The following is a 24,806-nucleotide window of genomic DNA, read 5'->3' as shown; positions in this document are numbered from 1 at the left end:
TATGTATTGGCTATTAAGCGAAGAAAAACAAAAAAAAGTTAGGGAATTAGTTGATCAAGTCGTGTTAGCTCTTTCTGATATACCTCATAAGCCGCCTCATACAGATCAAATATTTCCATTTCAGGGACGTAAAGCAATTAATCATGCAAAAACTGTTATCAATATACTCACAGATGTTGATGCTGTTGTATGTGACCCCTTTGTTGGATCTGGAAGTTTTGGGTATGCATCTGTTCTATTAGGTCGTCATACACTTGTGAACGAGTATGAGCCTTATACATATAGAATGATGTCTGCACCATATGATTTACCCGAACGTTACGAACTTGAAGTAGCGTTTAAACAAGTCATTCCATTGCTCCAGTCTATTACTGATTACTATTATCGAACTATTTGTACTTGTGGACATTCAATAGTTTCTGACTCTTATTTCTATGATCGTGAACCAAAAAGATATTTAAATATTACACATCATGAACGTCTTGGCCCTAATGGCCAGAATGTAACATTTAGAGGAGCTTATCGTTGTAAGAATTGTGGGAACGAAACTAAATTTTTTAACGATTTTGATAAATTAGTATTGGATAAGTTAGAGGAGGAGAATAATGATTTTTTTAATATTAAACTCATTGAAAACTCAAGGATTAATTTAAGTAAAGAATTTGTTTTATATGGATCATTATTCCCTAAACGTAGCAGGATTGTTTCCTTTAAAATGTGGAATGCTCTTGTTTCAAGTAATATTCCAATGAAAAGTAAAGTATTCTTGGAAAATGTGTTTTTATCGATAATCCCATCTTTAAAATACAAGGATTATCGTAGTAAAAGTCAAGATTTGCATTGTCCAAAAATTATGTTAAGGGAAAATAATCCTTTTAATCTTTTTGTAAAACAGTATAAAAAAAGAAGGGATACACTTTATAAATATAATGAATCTTTCTCTGGAACTATTAATCTAAGTTGTAAAGATTTTAGAGTATTTATGAAAGAGCAAGCAGAAGAATCCGTTAATATCGTTATTACAGATCCTCCTTGGCATGATGGAAGTGCTTATTTTGAAAGAGCACAATTATACCATCCTTGGATTGGTTTTAATCTAAAGAATGATGAAGAGAGATTAGCAAATGAAGTTATAGTTAGTGATTCTCCTGAACGCCCAGATAAAAAGAATTATGATAGATGGTGGAATGATATAGACGATTTATTCAGACAAAGCTATCGTATCTTAAAGGCAGAATCCTTTTTGGTGCTCTATTTTCGACCTGTTCCTGCAACTAAATGGATTAGCAATTTCAATAGATTGAAATTGTTAGCTAGGAAAAACGGTTTTGAGCCTTTATTGACAATTGATTTGTCAAATAATGACCCATCAATGAGAATACAACAAAGTGCACATTATGCTTTCAGTAGCGACTTAATTTTGACTTTTTTACGGCTATCTCCCGATGAAAAGCGATATTATGTTAATGATCTAGATTTAGATGAGTTAGGATTTAGAGCAGCAGTTATATTGCAGGATCGTTTAGTTCGTTCATTTACTAAACATGAATGGTGGAATGAAATATTTGAGTCTTTAAGAAAAGAAGAGTTGGTAGAGTTACATTTACCAAAAAACCGCTATGTTATTGAGCGCATTTTCTCTAGAGTCTGTGAAAAGAGGAATGATGGCACATATTTACCAAAAGCAACTACACCATATTCTGACGAAATATTTAATGTGCCATATATTGAACGTGTTTCATTGTATGTCCCATATGTTATTGAGGAATTATTAAATAAAAGTGATAAGTTTACTTTTGATCAATTCTTATTGAAGATTGCTGAGTTTGTTGAAAATGGTACTCGTGCAATCATTGAAGATATTTTAGGTGATGGAGAGGATAACATTGCAAGCCTATTGGAACTTTATGCAGAGCCAATAGATGGTGGCAAGTATTTTACAAAACGCCCTGTACCTAAAATCCCAGAGAATATTGCTAATTTACTTGAACTCAATCCAATTGAGTTTGAAAATCTTGTTGCAAAACTGCTTGAGTTAGAAGGTTATAAAAATGTTGCAGTATCCGGACGATCAGGAGATCGTGGTGTTGACATTCGTTGTCATGATGAAGAAGGTAATTTGGTCATAGTCCAGTGCAAAAGATATACGAAAAGTAAAATTGGTTCGACACCTATACAACGTCTTCATAGTTTTGGGGTTACTAGAGGCGCATCAAAAATGATTTGTATTACAACGACTGATTATACACCTGATGGATATGATGAGGCTAGATTGACTAATGTTGAATTAATTGAGAGAACTAAATTAGAATCCCTCGTTTATAAACATAATCTTTTTAATAATAATTAGACTCTAAGGATTATGTTGAATATTCATTATTATAATGAGAAAGAAATGAGTTAATTATGATATATTAGTTTTAAACTCATAGATGAATTTGTGGGTTTAAAACTGTTTTGTGTCAACAATCAAAAAACATTTTTATAAAATCTTTAATAACCTTTGTACAAATTTTCCCTATCAGTCCATCATACTATGTGACTACGTATTTTGGCGATGAGTGTAGTGGTATAAGAATCCCAGACATCTCAAAAGCCCGTTAATCTAACAGCAGTCAAAGAAGGTACAACCACATCAAATAACACGGTGCCATTTTTCTCCGACATTCAGGCGGGAAGCGGTAGAGCACGCCATTAAATAGCACCAAAAGCCTAAATATGACAAAAATAACAACACCGGTAATTATACCGGTGTTGATTATTATACTGCGGTTATTGATAATCGCTGACAGGTGCACAGGAGCAGTGCAGATTACGGTCACCGTAAACATCATCAAGGCGTTTAACGGCAGGCCAATATTTATTGGCTTTGGTTTCTGCGGTCGGGAATACTGCTATTTCACGGCTGTAACTATGGTTCCAGTCAGAAGCCAGCTCAGTTTGTACGTGGGGCGCATTGACCAACGGGTTATCTTCCAATGACCATTCACCTTTCGCTACTTTGCTAATTTCAGCACGGATTGCCAGCATAGCATCCACAAAGCGATCAATTTCTACTTTGCTTTCTGATTCCGTGGGTTCCACCATTAACGTGCCAGCAACTGGGAATGACATGGTTGGTGCATGGAAACCATAATCAATCAAACGCTTGGCAATATCCATCTCGCTGATACCAAACTTCTCTTTCAGTGGCCGAATGTCCAGAATACATTCATGCGCCACATAACCGTTATGGCCCGTATACAGCACGTCATAATCATTCTTCAGGCGAGCAGCAATATAGTTAGCATTCAAAATCGCCGTCTGACTTGCCTGTTTCAGCCCTTGTGAACCCATCATACGAATATACATCCAGCTAATAGGCAGAATGGAAGCACTACCAAATGGCGCCGCCGAGACGGCGCGTTGTTCAGTGATGCCATCCATTTGAACTACAGAGTGCCCTGGTAAAAACGGTGCTAAATGGGCTTTTACGCCAATCGGCCCCATGCCTGGACCACCACCACCATGTGGAATACAGAATGTTTTATGAAGGTTAAGGTGCGAAACATCAGCGCCAATAAAGCCTGGAGCGGTGATACCTACCTGTGCGTTCATATTCGCACCATCAAGGTAAACCTGACCACCATACTGATGGATGATTTCACATACCTGACGGATAGTTTCTTCATATACGCCATGGGTTGATGGATAAGTCACCATGATACAAGAAAGTTCATCACCTGATTTCTCCGCTTTTTCACGCAGGTCTGTCAGATCAATGTTGCCCTCTTTATCACAACCAACCACAATAACTGTCATGCCTGCCATATGGGCAGAAGCCGGATTGGTACCATGAGCAGAACTAGGAATCAAACAGATATGACGATATCCTTCTCCTCGGCTTTCGTGGTAACGGCGAATAGCAAGCAGACCGGCATATTCACCTTGCGCACCGGAATTGGGCTGCATACAAACGGCATCATAACCTGTTAATTGCACCAACCAGTGAGATAACTGGCTTATCATCTGCTGATAACCCTGCGCCTGTTCTGGCGGACAGAATGGATGCAGTTCATTAAATTCAGGCCAGGAGATAGGTAACATTTCTGCCGCAGCATTGAGTTTCATGGTACAAGAACCCAACGGAATCATTGCCTGGTTCAGTGCCAGATCTCTGCGCTCAAGGCGGTGCATATAACGCATCATATCCGTTTCGCTGTGATAGCGGTTGAAATTCGGATGCTGGAGAATTTCATCGTTGCGCAGCATAGATGTAGGGATAGAGTGGCTTTCCGCTATTACATTCTCATCCAATGCCTCAACATCCAGCCGCTCCTCTGTACCCGTCAGCACAGAGAATAATTTAACCAAGTCATCACGGTTGGTAGTTTCATTCAATGTAACACCCACTGCACCGTGAATATCGGTACGCAAGTTGATTTCTGCCTTGTCTGCTCGTGCCAGCACTGCGGCTTTATCGGCAACCTCAACGGTCAGCGTATCAAACCAAGTTTTGTAACGCAGAGTCAATCCCGCTTTCTGTAACCCAGAGGCTAGAATGTCAGTCAGACGATGAATGCGGCCTGCAATGCGTTTCAGTCCTTTTGAACCATGATATACCGCATACATACCCGCAATATTTGCCAGTAGAACTTGAGAAGTACAGATATTGGAATTCGCTTTCTCACGACGGATATGCTGCTCACGGGTCTGCATTGCCATGCGCAGAGCAGTATTACCTGCCGCATCACGGGAAACGCCAATAATACGTCCCGGCATAGAACGCTTGAACTCATCACGACAAGCAAAAAATGCCGCATGGGGGCCGCCATAACCCATAGGTACACCAAAGCGCTGAGCAGAACCAAACACCACATCTGCCCCCTGTTTGCCCGGAGCAGCCAGAAGCACCAACGCCATTAAATCAGCGGCAACGCTAATAATGATTTTACGTTGTTTCAATTGTGCGATCAGGTCAGTGTAATCATGGATTTCACCTTTGGTACCAACCTGTTGCAGCAACACACCAAATATGCCATCCAACTCCAGGACTTTTTCTGCTTTATCTACAACCACATCAAAACCAAACGTTTCAGCTCGGGTACGGACAACATCCAACGTTTGAGGATGTACATCATCAGCAACAAAGAAACGATCAGCATTTTTCAGTTTGCTAGCACGTTTTGCCATTGCCATCGCTTCAGCCGCAGCGGTTGCTTCATCCAAAAGAGAAGCAGAAGCAAGATCTAACCCCGTCAGGTCGATAGTCACTTGCTGGAAGTTCAGCAATGATTCAAGGCGTCCTTGAGAAACTTCCGGTTGATAAGGTGTATAAGCGGTATACCAGCCAGGATTTTCTAATAAATTGCGTAAAATAACCGGAGGGAGCACAGAAGGCACATATCCCATACCAATATAGGATTGGTAACGCTTATTTTGGCTGGCAATGGCTTTCAGTTCAGCCAATGCTTGTTGTTCAGTTGCACCACCGCCTACATCAGGTGGCTCTGGTAACGCAATATCACGGGGAACAATTTTCTGGGTTAACTCACTAAGAGAATTTGCCCCTACTATCGCCAGCATTTCTTTTTGCTGTTCGGCAGAAGAGCCAATATGACGGCGGATAAACTCGCCCCGGTTTTCAAGTTGGCTTAATGTCTGAGTCATTTGGTACTAATTCCTGAAACTGGCCAGAAATGGCATACAAATAAAAACGCCCCGATCACGATGTGAAACGGGGCGACAGTGGGCATCTTATTCTTCTTCGGCCAGAAGTGCCTGATATTTTTCGGCATCCAGCAAATTCGAAAGTTCACTCTCATCAGAAGCTTTAATACGGAACAACCAGCCTTCATCATAAGGCCCGCTGTTAACTAATTCAGGTGCATCACTCAGCGTTTCATTAACAGCAATAACTTCACCACTCAGTGGCGCATAAATATCAGAAGCCGCTTTTACTGATTCAACAACGGCACACTCATCACCAAAGTTGATTTCATCACCAACTTCTGGCAAATCAACAAAAACCATGTCGCCTAACAGCTCCTGCGCATGCTCGGTAATACCTACAGTATATTCACCATTGCCTTCTGCGCGAATCCACTCATGTGATTTAGCATATTTTAATTCTGCGGGTACATTACTCATTACCATCGTCTCCTTCAATCTTAGAACCTCGCTCATTTAGTCATTTTGGTTTCTTGCACCAATCATGCTTACTGAGATAGGTTGCTATTTACTCATCACGTTATTAGATAAAAATGACTATACCTGTTATCTTTCAAGTTGCCTCTTTGTTGGCTTCACTCACCCCGGTCACAGAGTTAGCTATGCTCCCGGGGATTCGCTCCCTTGCCGTCACGAAGCATCTTGAAATCTATTGGGTATATACGAGGGGCTTACCCGCCCGTACAAAAATAGGTTTGACTACCTGAACCGGCATTTCACGATTACGGATTTGTACAATCGCCTGTTCACCAATCCCTTGCGGCACGCGAGCAAAGGCAATACTGAATCCTAATGTTGGGGAGAACGTACCACTGGTAATAACACCAGAATGTAAGGCGCCCGCCTCATCAGTGAAGCTAAGGGTTAAACCACCACGCAACACACCTTTTTCTCTCATTACTAAACCAACCAACTGTTCAGTGCCATCTTCACGCTGTTTTTCTAACGCTTCACGGCCTATAAACTGGCGATCTTCTGGCTTCCAAGCGATTGTCCAGCCCATATTGGCTGCTAATGGAGAAATAGTTTCATCCATATCCTGACCATAGAGATTCATACCTGCTTCAAGCCGCAAAGTATCACGGGCCCCTAATCCTGCGGGTTTAACGCCAGCATTAAGTAATTTTTGCCAGAAATCTGTTGCTTGCTCTTTCGGCATTGCGACTTCATAACCCGCTTCACCGGTATAACCCGTCGTTGCAATAAACAGATTATCAGCCTGAACACCAAAGAATGGCTTCATACCAGCAATAGCCTGTTTTTGTTCATCATTCAGCAGAGATTGTACTTTTGCCGGAGCTTCAGGCCCCTGAATAGCGATCAATGCCAGATCATCTCGAACTTGAATATCGACAGGGTAATGAGCTGCATGTTCACTAATCCAGGCCAAATCTTTCTCACGAGTTGCAGAATTAACCACCATCCGATAAAAATCATGGCTAAAATAATAAACAATCAAGTCATCAATAACACCACCGGAAGCATTAAGCATCCCGGTGTATAAGGCTTTACCCTTTTCTGTAAGTTTAGCAATGTCATTTGCCAGTAAATAACGCAGGAAATCACGGCAGCCAGTACCATGCAAATCCACAATCGTCATATGGGAAACATCAAACATACCCGCATCAGTGCGGACAGTATGATGTTCATCCACTTGTGAACCATAGTGCAAAGGCATCATCCAGCCATGAAAATCGACTATGCGCGCACCACAGGCCAGATGCTGGTCATACAATGGAGTTTGTTTTGCCATTATTTCCCTCTTTTCATTTCCTACATGAAAACATGCCGCGTATTAACCGACAGATACTGTAAATCATGAACAAAAAGCGGCTAAAAAACACGACGCAAACGATATCTTAAAATGAAAGTTATCACTGAAAACCAAAATGAACCATAAGTAAAAATAGGGTCCAACTCAGCAACAACCAAAAAACACGCGGTGAGTATGCAGAATTTTTAACTATTAAAATGAGCCATAATACTCAAAATTAACAATTAAATTTAGAAAACACTCATATTTCATTAATAGCTCACTGAAATATGAATAAAACCACTTATCCATATTCCAGCAAGACATGAGAAAAACTAATCGGTATGCAGAGGCTAAATTAGATTTTTTCAGCCGAAGAGGACTGAGAAGAGAGCCAATCTGGTAAGTCATTCAATCCCATTGCTTGACGAAGCAATTGAGGTTTAATTCCGGGTAAATTATCTGCCAAAGATAACCCGATATCCCGCAAAAGTTTTTTCACTGGATTATTGCCGTCGAATAACTGACGAAAACCCTGCATTCCGGCTAGCATCACAGCCGCACTATGTTTACGACGGCGTTCATATCGACGTAAATAGAAATGCTGACCAATATCTTTTCCCTGGCAATGCAGGCGACGCAATTCACCTATCAGTTCCGCGACGTCCATAAAGCCTAAATTCACCCCCTGACCTGCCAGTGGATGAATGGTATGAGCGGCATCACCCACTAAAACCAAACGGTGAGCGGCAAAGTTACGAGCATAACGACCAGTCAATGGAATTGTCTGGCGTTCACTGATCAGCTCACACTGACCAAGGCGCATATCAAAATCCACCGCCAATTGTTGATTAAAAAGCGTATTATCAAGCTGTTTGAACTGATCTGCTGATTCACCCGGCAGTGACCAAACAATAGAACACAAATGCGGATCAGCAAGAGGCAAGAACGCCAGAATACCATCACCATAAAAAATCTGACGGGCAACACGGCCATGAGGTTCTTCAGTACGGATAGTCGCCACCAGCGCATGATGCTCATAATCCCAGAACGTCAGGGGGATATCAGCGTGCTGCCGCAACCATGAATGAGCGCCATCAGCACCAACAACTAAACGGGCAGTTAACATGCGCCCATCGGATAAAGTCATAAAAGCTTCATTCTCACCCCAGGCAACCTGCTTCAAAGCCGCAGGAGATAAGATAGTCACATCAGACAGGCTTTCTGTTTTTTTCCATAATGTTTCACGGATGACCCAGTTTTCAATGATATGACCAAGGTATTCCACACCATAGTCAGCCGCACTGAAACGAATACGGCCAAAGCTATCTCGCTCCCAAACCTCCATTCCCTGATAAGGGCTGGTGCGCATAGCCAGAATCGGTTGCCACACACCAAGGTGCCGTAACAGGCACTCACTGGCAGCATTAATCGCAGAAACCCGCAAAGCATACTCTTTTCCCGCTGTAACAGGCTGTGAGGGCGGATAATTTTCTACCACGGCCACTCGCAAGCCACTGCCTTGTAAGCCACAGGCAAGCGCCAAACCAACCATACCGCCACCAACGATAACCACATCAAATGATTGCATAATATAACGTCCTCTTATTTTGCGGTTATCCCCGGGTAACCAAGCCCAAAGTCTGACGGGCCAGCATATCCCGCACAGGAGAGAATTTTTCCATTGCCATCAGGCCAAGATTACGCCCAACTATCAATGGAAAATAATGATTAGCAAATATCCGTATCAATCCATCAGTCATACCAATGGTATTTTCCCGATCTGAAACCCGTTGCTGCTGATAGTTGACCAGAACCGAATAAGTACCAATATCCTGACCCGCTGCAAAAGCTTGAGAAACAATCTGAGCCAGTGTCATCACATCTCTCATACCAAGATTAAAACCCTGACCAGCAATCGGATGTAATGTTTGTGCGGCATTTCCCACCAGCGCCAATCGGTGGCTAACTTGTTGATTTGAAATGGATAGTGTTAGTGGATAACTATGACGCTGACCGGCTTCCAATATTTTGCCCAATCTCCAACCAAATGCACACTGTAACTGCCTCAGAAATTGTTCATTATTCCAGCCAACGATCTCCTTTTGTTGTTCCAATCGATGACACCATACCAGTGAGCTTCGACCTCCAGACATCGGCAACAGCGCAAGCGGGCCATATTCTGTGAAACGTTCAAATGCTCTACCTTGCGGATGCTCTGAAGTTAATACATTCGTAATCACTGCAACCTGTTCATAACGGTGCTGTTGCCGTTGAATGTGACAAGCGTGACCAATAGCAGAATGGCTACCATCCGCTGCCACTAACAATTCACCCTGGAGTTGTTCACCATTATCCAGTGTCACTACCACCGATGATGTCGTTCTCTCAACAGCCAGAACCTTGGATGGACAATACAGCGTAACACCAGGCGCATTTTTCAGTAATCCGAACAAACACAGCCCAGCATCATACAATTCGATAACATTTCCCAGAGCTGGAATGTTATAGTCTTTAGCGCTAAGGTTGACAAACCCCGCATGACCACGGTCACTAACATGAACGTGAGTTATTGGTATCACATAATCTTCCAAAGCAGACCAAACCCCGATCTGTTGTAAACGCTGACAAGTACCGTAAGCCAACGCTATCGCTCTGGCATCAAAGCCGGGGTGTTTCTGCTCCGGCTCTGCTGCTTCAATCAGGGAAACATGAATCTGCCCCTTACTCAGGGAAGATATCGCCAACGCCAGCGTCGCGCCGGTCATGCCACCACCAACTATAATCACGTTCATACTTTAACTTAACCCTGTTTTGCTTTCGCCATCAGAGCTTCAATCTCATCAGCGCCTTTAACAACACTGGCCGTCAGGTTTTCGTTGCCTGTTTCAGTAATCACAATGTCATCTTCAATACGAATACCAATACCACGATATTCCAGTGGCACATCTGCATCCGGTGCAATATAAAGCCCCGGTTCAACCGTCAACACCATTCCCGGCTCCAGAATACGATCGCGCTCTACGCCATAGTGCCCGACATCATGCACATCCAATCCTAACCAATGGCTAAGACCATGCATAAAGAACTGACGATATGCTTTGGTTTCGATCAAATGTTCAACTTCACCGTGCATAATGCCCAATTTCACCAACTCTTCTACCATAATCCGCACAACATGTTCTGTTACTTTGCTGATACTGGTACCGGGCTTGTACAGCTCAAGTGAAACATTCAGTGTTTTCAATACGATATCGTAAATTTCACGCTGCGCACGGGTAAATTTGCCATTTATAGGGAAAGTACGGGTGATATCTCCGGCATAACCCAGATATTCACAACCTGCGTCAATCAGCACCAAATCACCCTCTTTCATCCTGCTTTCATTCTCGGTATAGTGCAAAATGCAGCTATTTTCACCACTTCCTACAATCGTGTTATAAGCAGGATAACGAGCACCTTGATAGGTGAATTCATGATGAATTTCGGCTTCTAGTTGATATTCAAACATTCCCGGGAGACAAACTCTCATCGCGCGCGTATGTGCCTGTGCGCTGATTTCACCAGCCCGACGCATAATTTCAATCTCGGCCTTAGATTTGAACAATCGCATTTCATGTAACCACGGACGCCAGTCAGTCATGGTTAAAGGGGCGGAAAGGTTGCGACGACCACCCTTTCTTAATGTGTCCAGCGCATGAAAAACAATTTCGTCTGCATAGGCAAATTCGCCTTGTGCGTGGTAAACCACATCCAACCCATTCAATAATTGATAAAGCTGTTCATTGATATCATCAAAAGGCAACGCCCGGTCAACACCCAATTTTTTAGGGGCGGCTTCTTGTCCAAGACGACGGCCAAACCAAATTTCCGCCGTCAAATCACGCGCTCGATTAAAAAGAACACTATGATTATGCGTATCATCACTCTTAATTAATATCAGCACAGCTTCCGGTTCATTAAACCCAGTCAAATAAAGGAAATCACTATGCTGACGATAGGGATATTCATTATCGGAATTTCGTGGCGCAGGCAGAACAGAAAAAATAATCGCTGCGCTGGCCGGAGCCATTTTTGCCAGTAAAGCCTGACGGCGGGATAAATATTCTTGTTTGGTCATATCCTCTCCTGCGACGTAGTTAATTATTTTGAGTTCAATATACCTGTTATCTTTCAAGTTGCCTCTTTGTTGGCTGCACTCACTCACCCCAGTCACAGAGTTAGCTATGCTCCCGGGGATTCGCTCCCTGGCCGTCGCGATGCATCTTGAAATCTATTGGGTATAAACACTAATTAATGCAATGTTGGCTTATCATTCTTTAGGATTGATACGGTCTTAGCCTCAGTAAACGCGATATAACAAAGCTGGGCGGCAACCCGCACATATTCAAGGACCTCTTCCAGTGCCTGAGCTAATTCTTCCTGATCATCACTTTCTTCATAACCAAGCAGGCCGATATTGCGCAGGTCACCAACAATCTCACTAACTTCTTTCTTATCTGTCAGCTTTGGTTGAGTGACGCCAAGCCCCAGCAAAAAATGATTCACCCAACCAGCCAATGCATCAGCTCGTTCAAACACATTACCTTCTTCATCAGGCAACAATAAATGGAATGTAAAATTACTGTCATCTAATGATTCAAATGTGATTTCACGTAATTCACGCAATTGCTGAGCCAACGGATGGGGAAAAGCCAAACCATCATTGGCTAAATCATGAACTAAAGCCTGCCAGCTACTACTATCGCGATTACCACCGCACAGCAGGCCACTAATCAATCCATGCATCTCTGCAGCTGTCAGTGCTACTGACTGCTGATGCAATATTTCGTCAAAAGATTGATAATCTGGTAATGAATTATGTATAGACATGTGTATTGGTCATCGTTGACGGTGGAAGTTCATGCTATGCTACCACCAAGGGGAGTCGCTATACTAGACAACAGCCGTAGCTAATCGTTAGTTATCTGTCGGTATCGCGTTGTAATGATTGGCGTCTGCTTTATCCTATTCATCAGGAAGTAAAGCCAAGACGCAGTAATAAGTCAGGAAGGGGTCATGTCTGCACAACCAGTAGATATCCAGATTTTTGGGCGATCATTACGTGTCAATTGTCCATTAGAACAGAAAGAAGCACTGCTAGCTGCCGCTGTGGAACTTGAGCAACGTTTAGAAAATTTAAAAGAACGCACCAGAGTAACCAATACTGAACAACTGGTTTTCATTGTAGCACTGAATATCTGTCATGAGCTGGCACAAGAAAAAGTGAAAACTCGTGACTATGCCTACAATATGGAACAAAAAATAAAGATGCTTCAACAGACTATAGAACAGGCATTAGTGGAACAAGGTCGCACCACTGAGCGTACTATTGCATCAAATGAATGAATTTTATTGATAAATAATACATTAGTGAATGAATCGTTCCATAATTAAGTTGATTTCTGTGTTTAGTTTCATACAATAGGTCCTACAAAAGTTGCTTAGTAAGTACTGAATAAATTTCTCTGAGATGTTCGTGAACGGGGAAAGTCCCCTGAGCCGATATTTCATACATTATAGAATGTAGTGCTCCGTAGCCGGTGTGCATGCTCGGTCCGTCCGAGAAGCCTTAAGGATACGACGCTACGTTCACCTTGAACCAAGGGTTCAAGGGTTACTACCTGTAACGGCATCTTGGAGAACCTCGTCTTTTATCGTTTCTGCTATTAACAGGTAGGTTCCATGCAATCAGATCCCCTGTTATCACTGAGACAGAACCTCAGAAAGGCAATACGCCAAAAGCGCCGAGAGCTGTCCCCTGAACAGCAATCCCTTTTTGCAAAACAAGCAGCTGAGCACGCTATTAATCATCCAAAAATTCGCCAGGCTAATAAAATCGCGTTGTTTCTTTCATTCGACGGTGAAATCAATACGCGTCCACTAATTAACCTAACCTGGCAACAAAATAAGCAGATCTATCTGCCAGTATTGCACCCTTTCAGCCGTCACCATCTGTTATTTTTACACTATCAACCGAATACTAAACTTGTCAAAAATCGTTTCAATATAGAAGAGCCACCACTGAATGTTCAGCAGGTTTTACCCTTATCTGAACTGGATATCATGATGGTTCCGCTGGTTGCTTTTGACCGAACAGGGCAACGGCTTGGCATGGGAGGCGGCTTTTACGATCGTACACTAAGCCAATGGCAACAAAAAAACTTCTACCCAATTGGGCTGGCTCATAACTGCCAATTAGTCGATTCACTACCATCAGCTGATTGGGATATCCCACTACCTGAAATCATCACTCCTGAAAAAATCTGGCATTGGCAGTAAAAAAATGGGCACATCACGCAATGTGCCCATTTACCCCATATCAAAATAATCAGTAAAGCAGACGAGAACGGATAGTACCCGGTAGTGCTTTCAGTTTTTGAAGTACCATTTCAGCCTGAGCGGGAGTCTCAGTCACAATATCAATAACCACATAACCCATATCCCCACTGGTACGCAGGTACTGAGCTGCGATATTGATATCCTGTTCAGCAAATACCTGGTTAATACTATTCAGTATACCTGGACGATTTTCGTGAATATGTAAAAACCGGTTAGTATCATCAGCATGCGCTGGGAGAGAAACTTCCGGGAAATTTACTGCCGATAAGGTAGAGCCATTATCAGAATACTTCGCCAGCTTTCCTGCTACTTCATAACCAATGTTCTCTTGTGCTTCCTGAGTAGAACCACCGATATGTGGAGTCAGCAACACGTTATCAAATTTAAGCAAAGGTGATTCAAACGGATCATTATTAGTCGCCGGTTCAACCGGGAATACATCCACCGCCGCACCGGACAGGTGTTCACTTTCCAGTGCATCACACAATGCCGGGATATCCACTACCGTTCCACGTGAAGCATTGATCAGGATAGAACCCGGTTTCATCAATGCAAGTTCCGTTGTCCCCATTATATTTTTAGTTGATGGCGTTTCTGGTACATGCAAACTGACCACATCACTCATATTCAGTAATTCTGATAAATGACGTACCTGATGAGCGTTACCTAATGGCAATTTATTTTCAATATCGTAGAAGTAGACATCCATACCGATACTTTCAGCCAGAATACCAAGCTGAGTACCAATATGACCGTAACCGATAATACCCAATTTTTTACCGCGAACTTCATAGCAGCCCTTAGCCTGTTTATCCCACACGCCACGATGGGCTTTTGCATTCGCTAAAGGAATACGCCGCAGCAGCAACAGCAACTCACCAAGCACCATCTCAGCAACAGAGCGGGTATTAGAAAACGGTGCATTAAAGACAGGAATACCACGTTTGGCTGCGGCTTTCAGATCAACCTGGTTTGTACCGATACAGAAACACCCCACAGCAACCAGTTTTTCCGCTGCCTGAAAAATATCTTCTGTTAGTTGTGTGCGAGAACGGATACCAACAAAATGAGCATCACGAATCGCTTCTTTTAGCTCTTGGGAATCCAACGCCCCTTTATGATATTCGATATTGCTATAGCCCGCTCCTCGCAGGTTTTCCACTGTACTTTGATGGACACCTTCTAATAGCAAAAATTTAATCTTATCTTTTTCCAGAGATACCTTAACCATTTACCCTGCCTATTATGACGTCAATTTTCGTTACATTTAAGATTCATTCTCTCAACATAACAAAAAAAACAGACACAGCAATATAAACGATTGCTACCCCTATCCAGTCAATCTCAGTAAAAGCGTTATTATGCGGAATAAAATGATGCGGAAAAGAATAATGTCAGAATTTAGACTATCTATTCATTATAGACATAAGATATATCACTAAATTTTTACTTATCATTCCGCGTGAAAAAATTTTAAGGGCGAAATGTTACGCCCTCATAAACAATATTATTAAATGATGGTTTTCACTCCATCTAATGCCCCCATCAATACAACATCCGCGCCACGGTTAGCAAACAGACCGACAGTCACCACACCTGCAATACTATTAATTTTATTCTCTAGCTCAATAGGATCGAGAATTGATAAATTATGTACGTCAAGGATTACGTTACCGTTATCAGTCACAACATTTTGGCGATATTCGGGTACACCACCCAATTTAACTAATTCACGGGCAACATATGAACGAGCCATTGGAATCACTTCAACAGGCAGAGGGAATTTACCTAACACATCAACTTGCTTAGAAACATCAACGATACAAATGAATTTCTTCGCTATTGCAGCAATAATTTTTTCACGGGTCAGTGCAGCACCACCGCCTTTAATCATTTGCATATTGCTATTGATTTCATCCGCACCATCAACATAGATATCAAGGGAATCCACTTCATTACAATCGAATACAGGAATCCCCAAACTTTTTAACTTCTCAGTAGAAGCCTCAGAACTAGATACTGCCCCTTCAATCTGGTCTTTAATTGAACCAAGAGCATCAATAAAATGTGAAGCCGTTGAACCCGTCCCCACACCGACAATCGTTCCTGGAGTGACAAATTCAAGCGCCGCCCAACCTACTGCTTTTTTCAGTTCATCCTGAGTCATATCAATTCATTGCCTATATCAATTATTAAGGAAAACCTGTCGGCTAGTATAAACAATAATTTGCCTCATCCACTGAAAAAATATGGCATAGTGCTATGTAAAAAAATAAATGGAGAATCTTTCTGTAATGAAACGCCCTGATTACCGAACACTGCAAGCCTTGGATGCTGTTATCCGTGAGCGTGGTTTCGAACGCGCTGCACAGAAACTCTGTATCACTCAGTCTGCGGTCTCTCAACGTATCAAACAGTTGGAGAATCTATTCGGTCAGCCTCTGCTGGTACGCACCATTCCTCCGCGTCCTACCGAACAGGGGCAAAAGCTGCTGGCGCTATGGCATCAGGTAGAATTACTGGAAGAACAATGGCTGGGTGATGAATATGGTACAGATACTCCGCTACTGCTTTCACTGGCAGTCAACGCCGATAGTCTTGCCACCTGGTTGCTACCGGCATTACACCCAGTACTCGCTGATTTACCTATCCGACTGAATATTCAAGTTGAAGATGAAACCCGTACTCAGGAACAACTAAGAAGAGGTGAAGTTGTTGGCGCGGTCAGTATTCAACCTCAACCATTACCTAGTTGTCTGGTCGATACACTAGGGGCGCTAGATTATCTATTCGTTGCTTCACCAGAATTTGCTACCCGCTATTTTCCAAATGGAGTTACCCGTTCTGCTTTACTGAAAGCACCAGCGGTAGCATTCGACCACCTAGATGATATGCATCAGGCATTTCTACAACAGAACTTCGATTTATCACCGGGTAGTGTTCCATGCCATATCGTCAACTCATCTGAAGCGTTTGTACAATTAGCAAAACAGGGTTCTACTTGTTGTATGATCCCTCATTTGCAGATTGATAAAGAGTTAGAAAATGGTGAATTGATCGACCTGACACCCGGTTTATGTCAGCGCCGAATGCTCTATTGGCATCGTTTCACACCGGAGAGTAGGACGATGAAAAAAGTGACTGACGCCCTGCTGAAACTTGGGCGTCAGATGTTAAGACAAGATGACACTGATTAATGCTTTAGTTCAAACACAACATCAACCTGATCGCTGAAGTTGATGCTCTCCTGCTGGTAAGTTTCACCCACACCAGCAGCACCTCCCGCCATAAGCACATCACTATTTTGATATCTCATGTGACCAACCGCTTCTGGTGCTCGATAGTTGATACTATATATCGAACCCAGTCTGCTATTAAAGCCTGTTGCCAGTGCACCAGCCTGCTCAATGGCATTCTTGATTGCTTTCTGACGAGCTTCATCACGATATTTTTGTGGATTGTCCACACCAAACTCAATCGACGTGATTTCGTTCAAACCCGCTTTTAATGCACCATCAAGCAGAGGATTAAGCTGATCCAACTTATGAACCTTCACCTCCACCGAACGGATTGCACGATAACCTTTTAGCGTAGACTTGCCAGACACCCCATCATACTCATAATCAGGCTGAGTACGCAGATTAGCTGCATTAATATCTTTCTTTTCAATACCGTTCTTTTTCAGAAAATCAAAATATTTAGCAACAAGCTCATCAACCTGTTTTTTAGCACTAGAAGCATCTTTAGCAGAAATATTGACGTTAATCATCAAAGTTACCATATTCGGTTCTGCTTTAACTATCGCATTACCGGAAGTAACAATATGCGGAACTGCGGGTAAATCAACCGCCTGTGCAGCAAGTGGCAAACTTCCTGCACTTAGCATTGCAGCTAAACCCAATGATTTTAATTTCACACAACCTCCGTAGAAAATCTGTTACAAAAAATTTATCCCCCGGAAAGACCGAAATAGATACGGGATAAATAAAACACTAACACACACGCTGTAAGCAAAGAAGTACCCAAGTTAACCAGAAATTATCAATCCCTGTTTAGCAAGTTGCCAGGCTATATACCACATCACAATACAGATAAACCCATTAATAATCCGTTGAGAACGTGGTTTACTCAGTACAGATGAAAACGATGCAGCCAAAAATGCCAGAGCAAAAAACCAACTGATGGAAGCACTTGCAGCGCCAAAAGTAAACCAAAGCCTAAGTTCTGGGGATAGCTGGCTACCAATACTTCCCAGAATGACAATAGTATCCAGATAAACATGCGGATTTAACCAAGTGACAGCAAAGATGATCATAATGACTCGCCAGCGATCTTTTGCGGCATTGCTATCGTCAGATTGTTCCTGTTCCAATTCAACATTCGCATGTAGAACCGCACGAAAAGCTCCCCAACCGTACCACAATAAAAATACGACGCCCCCCCAAGTGACACATTGTAGTAATAACGTTGATTGTCCAAGTAACGCACTACCACCAAACACACCGACACCAATCAAGAAACCATCGCTGATAGCGCACAAAGTTGCACTCATCAAATGAAATTGTCTCCTGCTGCCTTGCTGCATAACAAAAGCGTTCTGTGGACCGAGAGGTAAAATCATTGCTGCGCTAAGAAAAAACCCCTGCACAAACGTTGTTAACATAAAAAAAACTCCTCAATAATTATTCACTTTGCTATTTCAATATTCTAAATATTAAGAAGAATAGCTCATTAGAGGAAATAAATGCTTCTAATCGATCATTAGAAATTCTAATCACCTAATAAAAGGAAAATTTTTATAGAAAAACCATCGGGTTAATTCAAAGTAAATCAAGATAATACAGACTAAAAGCATTAATAAATCTGTTAATTTTGTGAACATAAGAGGAAGAGATTATTTTGAAAAAAATTATTGGCTTCATGCTGTTAGTAATCATTATTATTACTGTATTCACTATCAGAAATTACTATTTGCTTCGAAGTGATGTTGAAGAAATATTAAACCAATCTGAAATAATTAAATATTATATTGGTACAGCAAATATTACCGATGTAAAGCTCAGTAACTATCAGCCTTTCTCATGCAAAAAAGGCTGTGAACGTTTTATCCTTAAAGTGCAAGGTGAAAATGGTGATGGAACAATCACTGCCGATATTAATTTCCACGATTCTGATGTCTCATCGGCTATACTTTGCTTACCTGATAACAAGAAAATAGTGCTGACAAAAGACATCGGTGATGATTTTATTAAAAACAATCTTGGCACTTTATGTCAATAAAACAAGTCAGATAAACAGATTGCCCGCGCCATTTACGGCGCGGTGCTGGTTTATTCGCAAAAAGCTTACAACATCTTTTTCATCAAGTGATTAAAGCTTACCGCTTTGATTAATCACTGACTTTATTCTGATGCAAATACACATCCATTTGTGGATAAGGAATACTGATATTGTGCTTATCCAATGCGCGTTTAAAGTTCTCCATTAAATCCCAATAAACATCCCAAGCGTCACCATTGGTAGTCCATACACGCACAACAAAATTCAGCGAGGATGGTGCCATTTCATGTAAGCGGACCGTCACACCTCTATCATGCTGAATACGGCTGTCTGCCGCAATGACCTCGCCCAACACTTTTTTAACTTCATCAATATCTGCATTATATGCAACTCCAACCATTATCTGAGTTCGACGGTTTGGTTCTCGACTGGTATTAATGACATTATCTGCAATAATTTTCCCATTCGGAATAACAATGATTTTGTCATCGACTGTACGCAATGTGGTAGCGAAAATCTGCACCTGAATCACAGTACCTTCAACTGATCCCAAAATAACATATTCACCCGCACGGATTGGACGGAAAGCGACTAATAACACACCTGCTGCAAAGTTGGATAGAGAACCTTGTAAAGCCAAACCAACGGCCAAACCAGCAGCACCGATAACCGCAATCACAGAAGCGGTTTGAACACCTAATTTGCCCAAGACCGCAATAACTGTGAACGCAATAATCAAATAACGGACGACAGCAGCCAAGAAATCTGACACAGTCACATCAATGCCGCGCAACGACATAACTCTTTTAATGCCCTTACTGATCAATCTTGCCGCCATCAACCCCAGAACAAGAATCAACACAGCCGCGACCATATTGACCAGATACTGGATGATTAAATCCTGATGATTGATAAACCAATTTGTAGCCTCATTAAGACCACCAGACAAACTGATATCTTCCATTAAAACCACCTTGATTATTTAATTATTCAACTATAATGAAATAAACAAAACTACCTGATGACTATTAATCATAGCAAGCATTTATTGCAAGAAAAAAACTATCATGTCAGAAAATTATTTCTGTCTATACACAAATTCTTATCAATAGTTTTTTTGCAAAATAAAATCCCGATAATTGGACAACATATCCATAAAATCCTTGGTTCCGCAAAAGGCCAGACTCTCATTATCGTAATAACTCATGCCCTCCTCCATCGAATCAGTTTCAAACTCAAGCTGATTGGCACGAATCATAACCTCTTCGTCATCCATCAGTAGCGTATATTCATGGCCCACGAGTTGCCATTGACGTTCACTTCCCTGAATTTCAACCAGCGCTGAAGTAATCTTATCCAGCACAGTCAAATCACCTTTAACTTCTTCATTCAACCACTGACCAATAGCTTCGTGATCCATTGAAAACCGGGTAGTCACCTGTCCAGTAACATCCCGCAAAAATTCATAGTCCATCATTTACCTCCAGTGCGTTTTTTTTCATTCTAATACTTTCCAGCAACTCCAACCCAGAATCAGCCCACAAGCTGGTTAGAAGTGGGAGATAAAAGCCTCTATAACTGACACAACTGCATGATTCTGCACCTGGATGACCGACATTTTCCCCTAGTATTACCAGGGCTTATATCCACTATGGATAAATGGCACCATGCTAATAATATCTCAGGGAAACAAAAACAGCAAAATTGAACGTATAACCGCTGACTGATGAGATACATTAGAAATATTGCAATACAACCATTTATTTTCTATCTTGTCTGGAAAACAGAGACACTTTTCAAGAGTCATTATGATACGTCATATTCTTTTATTAAAATTCACATCCGAGATAAAAGAGCAACAATTAACGACGATAAGAGATACTGCTATTTCCATGTAGCATAAAATTAACGGTATTTCTTCTGTTGAGTGGGGTGGTAATGTAAGTAGTGAAAACAAAAATAAAGGTTTTACACATGCTATCACCATGACATTTGATGATCATAAAGCTATTTCAAGCTATTTCAAGCTATTTCAAACTATTTATACCCTTCATCTTTCAAGCTGCTACTTTGTTGGCTGCACTCGCTCACCCCGGTCACAGAGTTATCTATGCTCCCGGGGATTCACTCCCTTGCCGTCGCGAAGCATCTTGAAATCCATAGGATATATACCACCCAGCGCATGACAAATTAAAAGATTTCCTTATCGATTCTGTCGACGATATCATAGTATTTGACTATGAAGCATAAAGTATGAATGGATAACCTTAAAATCAATTTAAATATTTAACCAATAGTAAGATACAGATAAATTTTCAATTTTGCCTTTTCATTTATATATTTTCCGTAGAATTAGCACTGTAAAAAACAACCAGATAATAAAATGGGAGGTCTTTTTCCTCCCATTATTTATGTTGCAATCTACAAATATAAAGTTACACCACAGTTTGGAAAATCACATCATCTGCTTTTTCAGTGTATTGGTTCAGTTGATCAAAATTAAGATAACGGTAAGTATCTTCCGCAGTCTCATCAACTTTATTCATAAATTGTTGATACTCCTCCGATGTAGGCAAGCGCCCTAACAGAGAAGCTATAGCAGCCAGCTCAGCCGATGCCAAGTAAACATTCGCCCCCGTCCCCAAACGGTTCGGAAAGTTACGAGTTGACGTGGAAACAACCGTTACACCATCAGCAACACGTGCCTGGTTACCCATGCACAGGGAACAACCCGGAATTTCAACCCGCGCCCCACTCTTACCAAAGATGCTGTAATAACCTTCCTCTGTGAGTTGAGCTGCATCCATTTTCGTTGGCGGAGCAACCCATAGGCGAGTTGGCAATTGGCCTTTATGTTGATCCAATAACTTACCTGCTGCACGGAAATGACCAATGTTAGTCATACAAGAGCCGATAAAAACTTCATCAATTTTACTGTTAGCTACATCAGACAGTAAACGGGCATCATCCGGATCATTTGGTGCACATAAAATTGGCTCTTTAATTTCAGCCAGATCGATTTCGATAACCGCTGCGTATTCCGCATCAGCATCGGCCTCCAGCAGTTGAGGATCTTTCAGCCAGTTTTCCATACCTGTTACACGGCGTTCCAATGTACGGCGGTCACCATAACCCTCAGCAATCATCCATTTCAGCAATACAATATTGGATTGCAAGTATTCGATAATCGGCGCTTTATCCAGTTTAATGGTACAACCCGCAGCAGAACGTTCCGCAGACGCATCCGCCAGTTCAAACGCTTGCTCAACTTTCAGATCTGGCAAACCTTCGATTTCGAGGATACGACCAGAGAAGATGTTTTTCTTGCCTTTCTTCTCAACCGTTAGAAGACCTTGCTGAATCGCATAGTAAGGAATCGCATGCACCAAATCACGCAGAGTAATACCAGGTTGCATCTGTCCTTTAAAACGAACCAGAACAGATTCAGGCATATCCAAAGGCATTACACCCGTCGCAGCCGCAAACGCCACCAGACCAGAACCTGCCGGGAAGGAAATACCAATCGGGAAGCGGGTATGAGAGTCACCACCAGTGCCTACGGTATCAGGCAGCAACATACGGTTTAGCCATGAGTGAATAATGCCATCACCTGGGCGTAGAGAAACACCGCCACGGTTCATGATAAAGTCAGGCAGAGTATGGTGAGTAGTGACGTCAACTGGCTTAGGATAAGCAGCTGTGTGGCAGAATGACTGCATTACCAGATCCGCAGAGAAGCCCAGACATGCCAAATCTTTTAGCTCATCACGAGTCATTGGACCAGTGGTATCCTGAGAACCCACAGAGGTCATTTTAGGTTCGCAGTATTCACCCGGGCGAATACCCGCAGTGCCACATGCCCGGCCAACCATTTTCTGAGCCAGCGAGAAACCACGACTGCTTTTCTCTACCGCTTTCGCCTGACGGAAGATATCACTGGGTGGTAAGCCAAGAGATTCACGAGCTTTACTGGTTAAGCCACGACCGATAATCAGTGGAATACGACCACCAGCACGAACTTCATCCAACAATACATCTGTTTTCAGTTCAAATTCAGCCAGTAGTTCATGAGTTTCGTGGTTATGTACTTCACCTTTATATGGATAGATATCAATCACATCACCCATATTTAATTTGGTAACGTCTATCTCTATTGGCAACGCACCGGCATCTTCCATCGTATTGAAGAAGATTGGCGCGATCTTGCCACCCAGAACAACACCGCCACCACGTTTATTGGGTACAAACGGAATATCATCACCCATAAACCACAACACTGAGTTAGTCGCCGATTTACGGGAAGATCCTGTACCAACAACATCACCAACATAAGCCAGTGGGTAGCCTTTCTTATTCAACTCTTCAATCTGTTTGATTGGGCCAATAATACCAGCTTGATCAGGTTCAATTCCTTCACGGGCATTTTTCAGCATAGCCAGAGCATGTAATGGGATATCAGGACGTGACCATGCATCTTGTGCAGGAGATAAATCGTCAGTGTTTGTTTCACCAGTCACTTTAAATACCGTGACGGTGATTTTCTCTGCCAGTTCAGGACGTTCCAAATACCACTGCGCATCAGCCCAAGACTGCATAATTTGTTTAGCTTGTGGATTACCTGCTTTCGCTTTTTCTTCTACATCATAGAAATTGTCAAACATCAACAGCGTATGAGAGAGCGCTTTTGCGGCAATTGGTGCCAGTTTTTCATTATCCAGAGCATCGATCAGAGGATGAATATTATAACCACCCTGCATAGTTCCAAGCAGTTCAACCGCTCTTTCTGGCGTGATTAATGGTGAGGTGGTTTCACCCTTTGTAATGGCGGCCAGAAAACCGGCTTTTACATACGCCGCTTCATCAACACCCGGGGGAATACGGTTAATTAACAGATCTAACAGGAAATCTTCTTCACCTTTTGGTGGGTTCTTCAGTAACTCAACCAGCGCCGCCGCTTGCGCCGCGTCCAATGGCTTAGGGACGACGCCTTGGACTGCACGTTCGGCTACGTGCTTGCGGTATTCTTCTAGCACGACTTTCTCCTCGCTCTCATTGTCATTTATATACCCGGCTGTCTGCACCCGACTTAAAACCTGTCTTATCAGACTATTGTGTTTTCGCTACAATAACGCTGACTGGAGCAAGCTGTGAGTTATGGTTCCGGGTGCCAGGTCAGAGGATTGCGGGCATAACCTAATCAGTTCAAGTTAAGTTATGCCTAGCTTCGGGCGCCCAGCATACCAAAATTTGAATGCTATGTTAATTCGTTCACATAAAAGTAACATTAACTGATAGTAAAATTCTGAATACATAGTAGATAAAGCGGTTAAAGCAGATTATTCCGCTGATTTTCACCAGCTGCATCCATAAAAACCACACTAATGAGATGGCCGCCCTCACCCTGTTAGCGATATATTGACAGCGTGTGATTTATTTTTTATTTAAGAGGCCACCATCATGAACACTATCGCATTGATTGGCATCGATCTTGGCAAGCATTCCTTTCATATCCATTGTCAGGATCAATCAGGAAAAGCGTTGCTGCGTAAAAAATTCACCCGAACTAAATTGATGGAATTCTTAGCTGGCTGCTCTCCGGCAATAGTGGTGATGGAAGCCTGTGCGGGCGCGCATTTCATGGCAAGACGGATCGCTGATTTTGGGCATGAGGCCAAGCTGATTT

20 protein-coding genes, 1 other RNA gene and 1 pseudogene are annotated in these 24,806 nt (G+C 42.3%); 8 read left to right on the top strand and 14 right to left on the bottom strand.

The genetic code is table 11. The annotated features are described in order from the left end of the window. Position 1 precedes the first annotated feature (1 nt). A complete protein-coding gene (locus tag EAE89_RS01375; RefSeq protein ID WP_214085252.1) occupies positions 2-2,350 on the top strand; it encodes a restriction endonuclease in 2,349 nt (782 codons plus the stop codon). Positions 2,351-2,772: 422 nt separating this feature from the next. On the opposite strand, the gene gcvP is transcribed toward EAE89_RS01375, so the two are convergent. From gcvP to EAE89_RS01340, 7 genes are all read right to left on the bottom strand, one after another. Then, positions 2,773-5,649: an aminomethyl-transferring glycine dehydrogenase gene (gene gcvP, locus EAE89_RS01370; RefSeq protein WP_214085251.1), complete on the bottom strand. Its 2,877-nt coding sequence runs from the start codon at positions 5,647-5,649 to the stop codon at positions 2,773-2,775. 87 nt (positions 5,650-5,736) lie between these two features. After that, positions 5,737-6,129, bottom strand: coding sequence for a glycine cleavage system protein GcvH (gene gcvH, locus EAE89_RS01365; RefSeq protein WP_054475259.1), 393 nt, complete (start codon positions 6,127-6,129; stop codon positions 5,737-5,739). Positions 6,130-6,358: 229 nt separating this feature from the next. Beyond that, positions 6,359-7,462: a glycine cleavage system aminomethyltransferase GcvT gene (gcvT, locus tag EAE89_RS01360; protein WP_054475260.1), complete on the bottom strand. Its 1,104-nt coding sequence runs from the start codon at positions 7,460-7,462 to the stop codon at positions 6,359-6,361. 358 nt (positions 7,463-7,820) lie between these two features. Then, positions 7,821-9,053, bottom strand: a complete 1,233-nt coding sequence (gene ubiI, locus EAE89_RS01355) for an FAD-dependent 2-octaprenylphenol hydroxylase (RefSeq protein ID WP_054475262.1) — start codon at positions 9,051-9,053, stop codon at positions 7,821-7,823. A 25-nt stretch (positions 9,054-9,078) separates the two neighbouring features. After that, the gene (gene ubiH, locus EAE89_RS01350; RefSeq protein WP_214085250.1) at positions 9,079-10,257 is read right to left on the bottom strand and encodes a 2-octaprenyl-6-methoxyphenyl hydroxylase; all 1,179 of its coding nucleotides are present in this window, start codon (positions 10,255-10,257) and stop codon (positions 9,079-9,081) included. A gap of 8 nt (positions 10,258-10,265) precedes the next feature. Beyond that, positions 10,266-11,582, bottom strand: a complete 1,317-nt coding sequence (gene pepP, locus EAE89_RS01345) for a Xaa-Pro aminopeptidase (RefSeq protein WP_214085249.1) — start codon at positions 11,580-11,582, stop codon at positions 10,266-10,268. 173 nt (positions 11,583-11,755) lie between these two features. Beyond that, on the bottom strand, positions 11,756-12,334 hold the full coding sequence (locus tag EAE89_RS01340) for a YecA/YgfB family protein (RefSeq protein WP_054475267.1): 579 nt from the start codon (positions 12,332-12,334) through the stop codon (positions 11,756-11,758). A gap of 186 nt (positions 12,335-12,520) precedes the next feature. Here EAE89_RS01340 and zapA point away from each other — a divergent pair, with 186 nt between their 5' ends. The 3 genes from zapA to EAE89_RS01325 all read left to right on the top strand — a co-directional run bounded on the left by zapA (position 12,521) and on the right by EAE89_RS01325 (position 13,783). After that, entirely contained in the window at positions 12,521-12,850 is a 330-nt protein-coding gene (zapA, locus tag EAE89_RS01335) for a cell division protein ZapA (protein ID WP_054475269.1), read from the top strand. 113 nt (positions 12,851-12,963) lie between these two features. Continuing rightward, positions 12,964-13,149, top strand: a non-coding RNA gene (ssrS, locus tag EAE89_RS01330) — 6S RNA. A gap of 37 nt (positions 13,150-13,186) precedes the next feature. Then, entirely contained in the window at positions 13,187-13,783 is a 597-nt protein-coding gene (locus EAE89_RS01325; RefSeq protein ID WP_214085248.1) for a 5-formyltetrahydrofolate cyclo-ligase, read from the top strand. Positions 13,784-13,832: 49 nt separating this feature from the next. Here the strand turns inward: EAE89_RS01325 and serA are convergent, their stop codons facing one another. Next, a complete protein-coding gene (gene serA / locus EAE89_RS01320) occupies positions 13,833-15,074 on the bottom strand; it encodes a phosphoglycerate dehydrogenase (RefSeq protein ID WP_054475271.1) in 1,242 nt (413 codons plus the stop codon). A gap of 279 nt (positions 15,075-15,353) precedes the next feature. Then, on the bottom strand, positions 15,354-16,010 hold the full coding sequence (gene rpiA / locus EAE89_RS01315) for a ribose-5-phosphate isomerase RpiA (protein WP_054475272.1): 657 nt from the start codon (positions 16,008-16,010) through the stop codon (positions 15,354-15,356). Positions 16,011-16,137: 127 nt separating this feature from the next. Here rpiA and EAE89_RS01310 point away from each other — a divergent pair, with 127 nt between their 5' ends. Further along, positions 16,138-17,040, top strand: coding sequence for a LysR family transcriptional regulator ArgP (locus EAE89_RS01310; RefSeq protein WP_054475274.1), 903 nt, complete (start codon positions 16,138-16,140; stop codon positions 17,038-17,040). On the opposite strand, the gene EAE89_RS01305 is transcribed toward EAE89_RS01310, so the two are convergent. Together EAE89_RS01305 and argO are read right to left on the bottom strand one after the other, a co-directional pair. Then, complete coding sequence (locus EAE89_RS01305; protein WP_214085247.1) at positions 17,037-17,759, bottom strand: oxidative stress defense protein; 723 nt, start codon at positions 17,757-17,759, stop codon at positions 17,037-17,039. The two genes, EAE89_RS01310 and EAE89_RS01305, sit on opposite strands and share 4 nt — an antisense overlap. A 111-nt stretch (positions 17,760-17,870) precedes the next feature. Next, on the bottom strand, positions 17,871-18,506 hold the full coding sequence (gene argO, locus EAE89_RS01300; RefSeq protein ID WP_054475276.1) for an arginine exporter ArgO: 636 nt from the start codon (positions 18,504-18,506) through the stop codon (positions 17,871-17,873). Positions 18,507-18,742: 236 nt separating this feature from the next. On the opposite strand from argO, the gene EAE89_RS01295 reads away from it, so the two are divergent. Further along, a complete protein-coding gene (locus EAE89_RS01295; protein ID WP_054475277.1) occupies positions 18,743-19,123 on the top strand; it encodes a hypothetical protein in 381 nt (126 codons plus the stop codon). 109 nt (positions 19,124-19,232) lie between these two features. On the opposite strand, the gene mscS is transcribed toward EAE89_RS01295, so the two are convergent. Both mscS and EAE89_RS01285 read right to left on the bottom strand, forming a co-directional pair. Then, positions 19,233-20,087, bottom strand: a complete 855-nt coding sequence (mscS, locus tag EAE89_RS01290; RefSeq protein ID WP_149617465.1) for a small-conductance mechanosensitive channel MscS — start codon at positions 20,085-20,087, stop codon at positions 19,233-19,235. A 141-nt stretch (positions 20,088-20,228) separates the two neighbouring features. Then, positions 20,229-20,597 (bottom strand): YacL family protein, encoded by a 369-nt coding sequence (locus EAE89_RS01285; protein WP_054475280.1) that lies wholly within the window; start codon positions 20,595-20,597, stop codon positions 20,229-20,231. A 430-nt stretch (positions 20,598-21,027) separates the two neighbouring features. Between EAE89_RS01285 and EAE89_RS24275 the strand changes: the two genes are divergently transcribed. Next, complete coding sequence (locus EAE89_RS24275; protein ID WP_214085307.1) at positions 21,028-21,309, top strand: Dabb family protein; 282 nt, start codon at positions 21,028-21,030, stop codon at positions 21,307-21,309. A 249-nt stretch (positions 21,310-21,558) separates the two neighbouring features. Here EAE89_RS24275 and acnB read toward each other — a convergent pair whose 3' ends face one another. Next, on the bottom strand, positions 21,559-24,156 hold the full coding sequence (acnB, locus tag EAE89_RS01275) for a bifunctional aconitate hydratase 2/2-methylisocitrate dehydratase (protein WP_214085246.1): 2,598 nt from the start codon (positions 24,154-24,156) through the stop codon (positions 21,559-21,561). A 424-nt stretch (positions 24,157-24,580) separates the two neighbouring features. On the opposite strand from acnB, the pseudogene EAE89_RS01270 reads away from it, so the two are divergent. After that, positions 24,581-24,806: pseudogene (locus EAE89_RS01270) on the top strand (IS110 family transposase); the annotation flags it as partial.

It is taken from the genome of Photorhabdus heterorhabditis (genome assembly GCF_018448905.1).
GTDB lineage: Bacteria > Pseudomonadota > Gammaproteobacteria > Enterobacterales > Enterobacteriaceae > Photorhabdus > Photorhabdus heterorhabditis.
The sequence above is the reverse complement of the archived record's forward strand: the minus strand, read 5'-3'. Positions and strand labels throughout refer to the sequence as shown.

Bases quoted from the DNA above. Each gene is read 5' to 3' on its own strand.
- EAE89_RS01285 (WP_054475280.1), bottom strand. From the start codon at position 20,597: ATGGACTATGAATTTTTGCGGGATGTTACTGGACAGGTGACTACCCGG.
- gcvH (WP_054475259.1), bottom strand. From the start codon at position 6,129: ATGAGTAATGTACCCGCAGAATTAAAATATGCTAAATCACATGAGTGG.
- mscS (WP_149617465.1), bottom strand. From the start codon at position 20,087: ATGGAAGATATCAGTTTGTCTGGTGGTCTTAATGAGGCTACAAATTGG.
- ubiI (WP_054475262.1), bottom strand. From the start codon at position 9,053: ATGCAATCATTTGATGTGGTTATCGTTGGTGGCGGTATGGTTGGTTTG.
- gcvT (WP_054475260.1), bottom strand. From the start codon at position 7,462: ATGGCAAAACAAACTCCATTGTATGACCAGCATCTGGCCTGTGGTGCG.
- argO (WP_054475276.1), bottom strand. From the start codon at position 18,506: ATGTTAACAACGTTTGTGCAGGGGTTTTTTCTTAGCGCAGCAATGATT.
- gcvP (WP_214085251.1), bottom strand. From the start codon at position 5,649: ATGACTCAGACATTAAGCCAACTTGAAAACCGGGGCGAGTTTATCCGC.
- EAE89_RS01375 (WP_214085252.1), top strand. From the start codon at position 2: ATGTATTGGCTATTAAGCGAAGAAAAACAAAAAAAAGTTAGGGAATTA.
- serA (WP_054475271.1), bottom strand. From the start codon at position 15,074: ATGGTTAAGGTATCTCTGGAAAAAGATAAGATTAAATTTTTGCTATTA.
- EAE89_RS01325 (WP_214085248.1), top strand. From the start codon at position 13,187: ATGCAATCAGATCCCCTGTTATCACTGAGACAGAACCTCAGAAAGGCA.
- ubiH (WP_214085250.1), bottom strand. From the start codon at position 10,257: ATGAACGTGATTATAGTTGGTGGTGGCATGACCGGCGCGACGCTGGCG.
- EAE89_RS01310 (WP_054475274.1), top strand. From the start codon at position 16,138: ATGAAACGCCCTGATTACCGAACACTGCAAGCCTTGGATGCTGTTATC.
- zapA (WP_054475269.1), top strand. From the start codon at position 12,521: ATGTCTGCACAACCAGTAGATATCCAGATTTTTGGGCGATCATTACGT.
- rpiA (WP_054475272.1), bottom strand. From the start codon at position 16,010: ATGACTCAGGATGAACTGAAAAAAGCAGTAGGTTGGGCGGCGCTTGAA.
- pepP (WP_214085249.1), bottom strand. From the start codon at position 11,582: ATGACCAAACAAGAATATTTATCCCGCCGTCAGGCTTTACTGGCAAAA.
- EAE89_RS01340 (WP_054475267.1), bottom strand. From the start codon at position 12,334: ATGTCTATACATAATTCATTACCAGATTATCAATCTTTTGACGAAATA.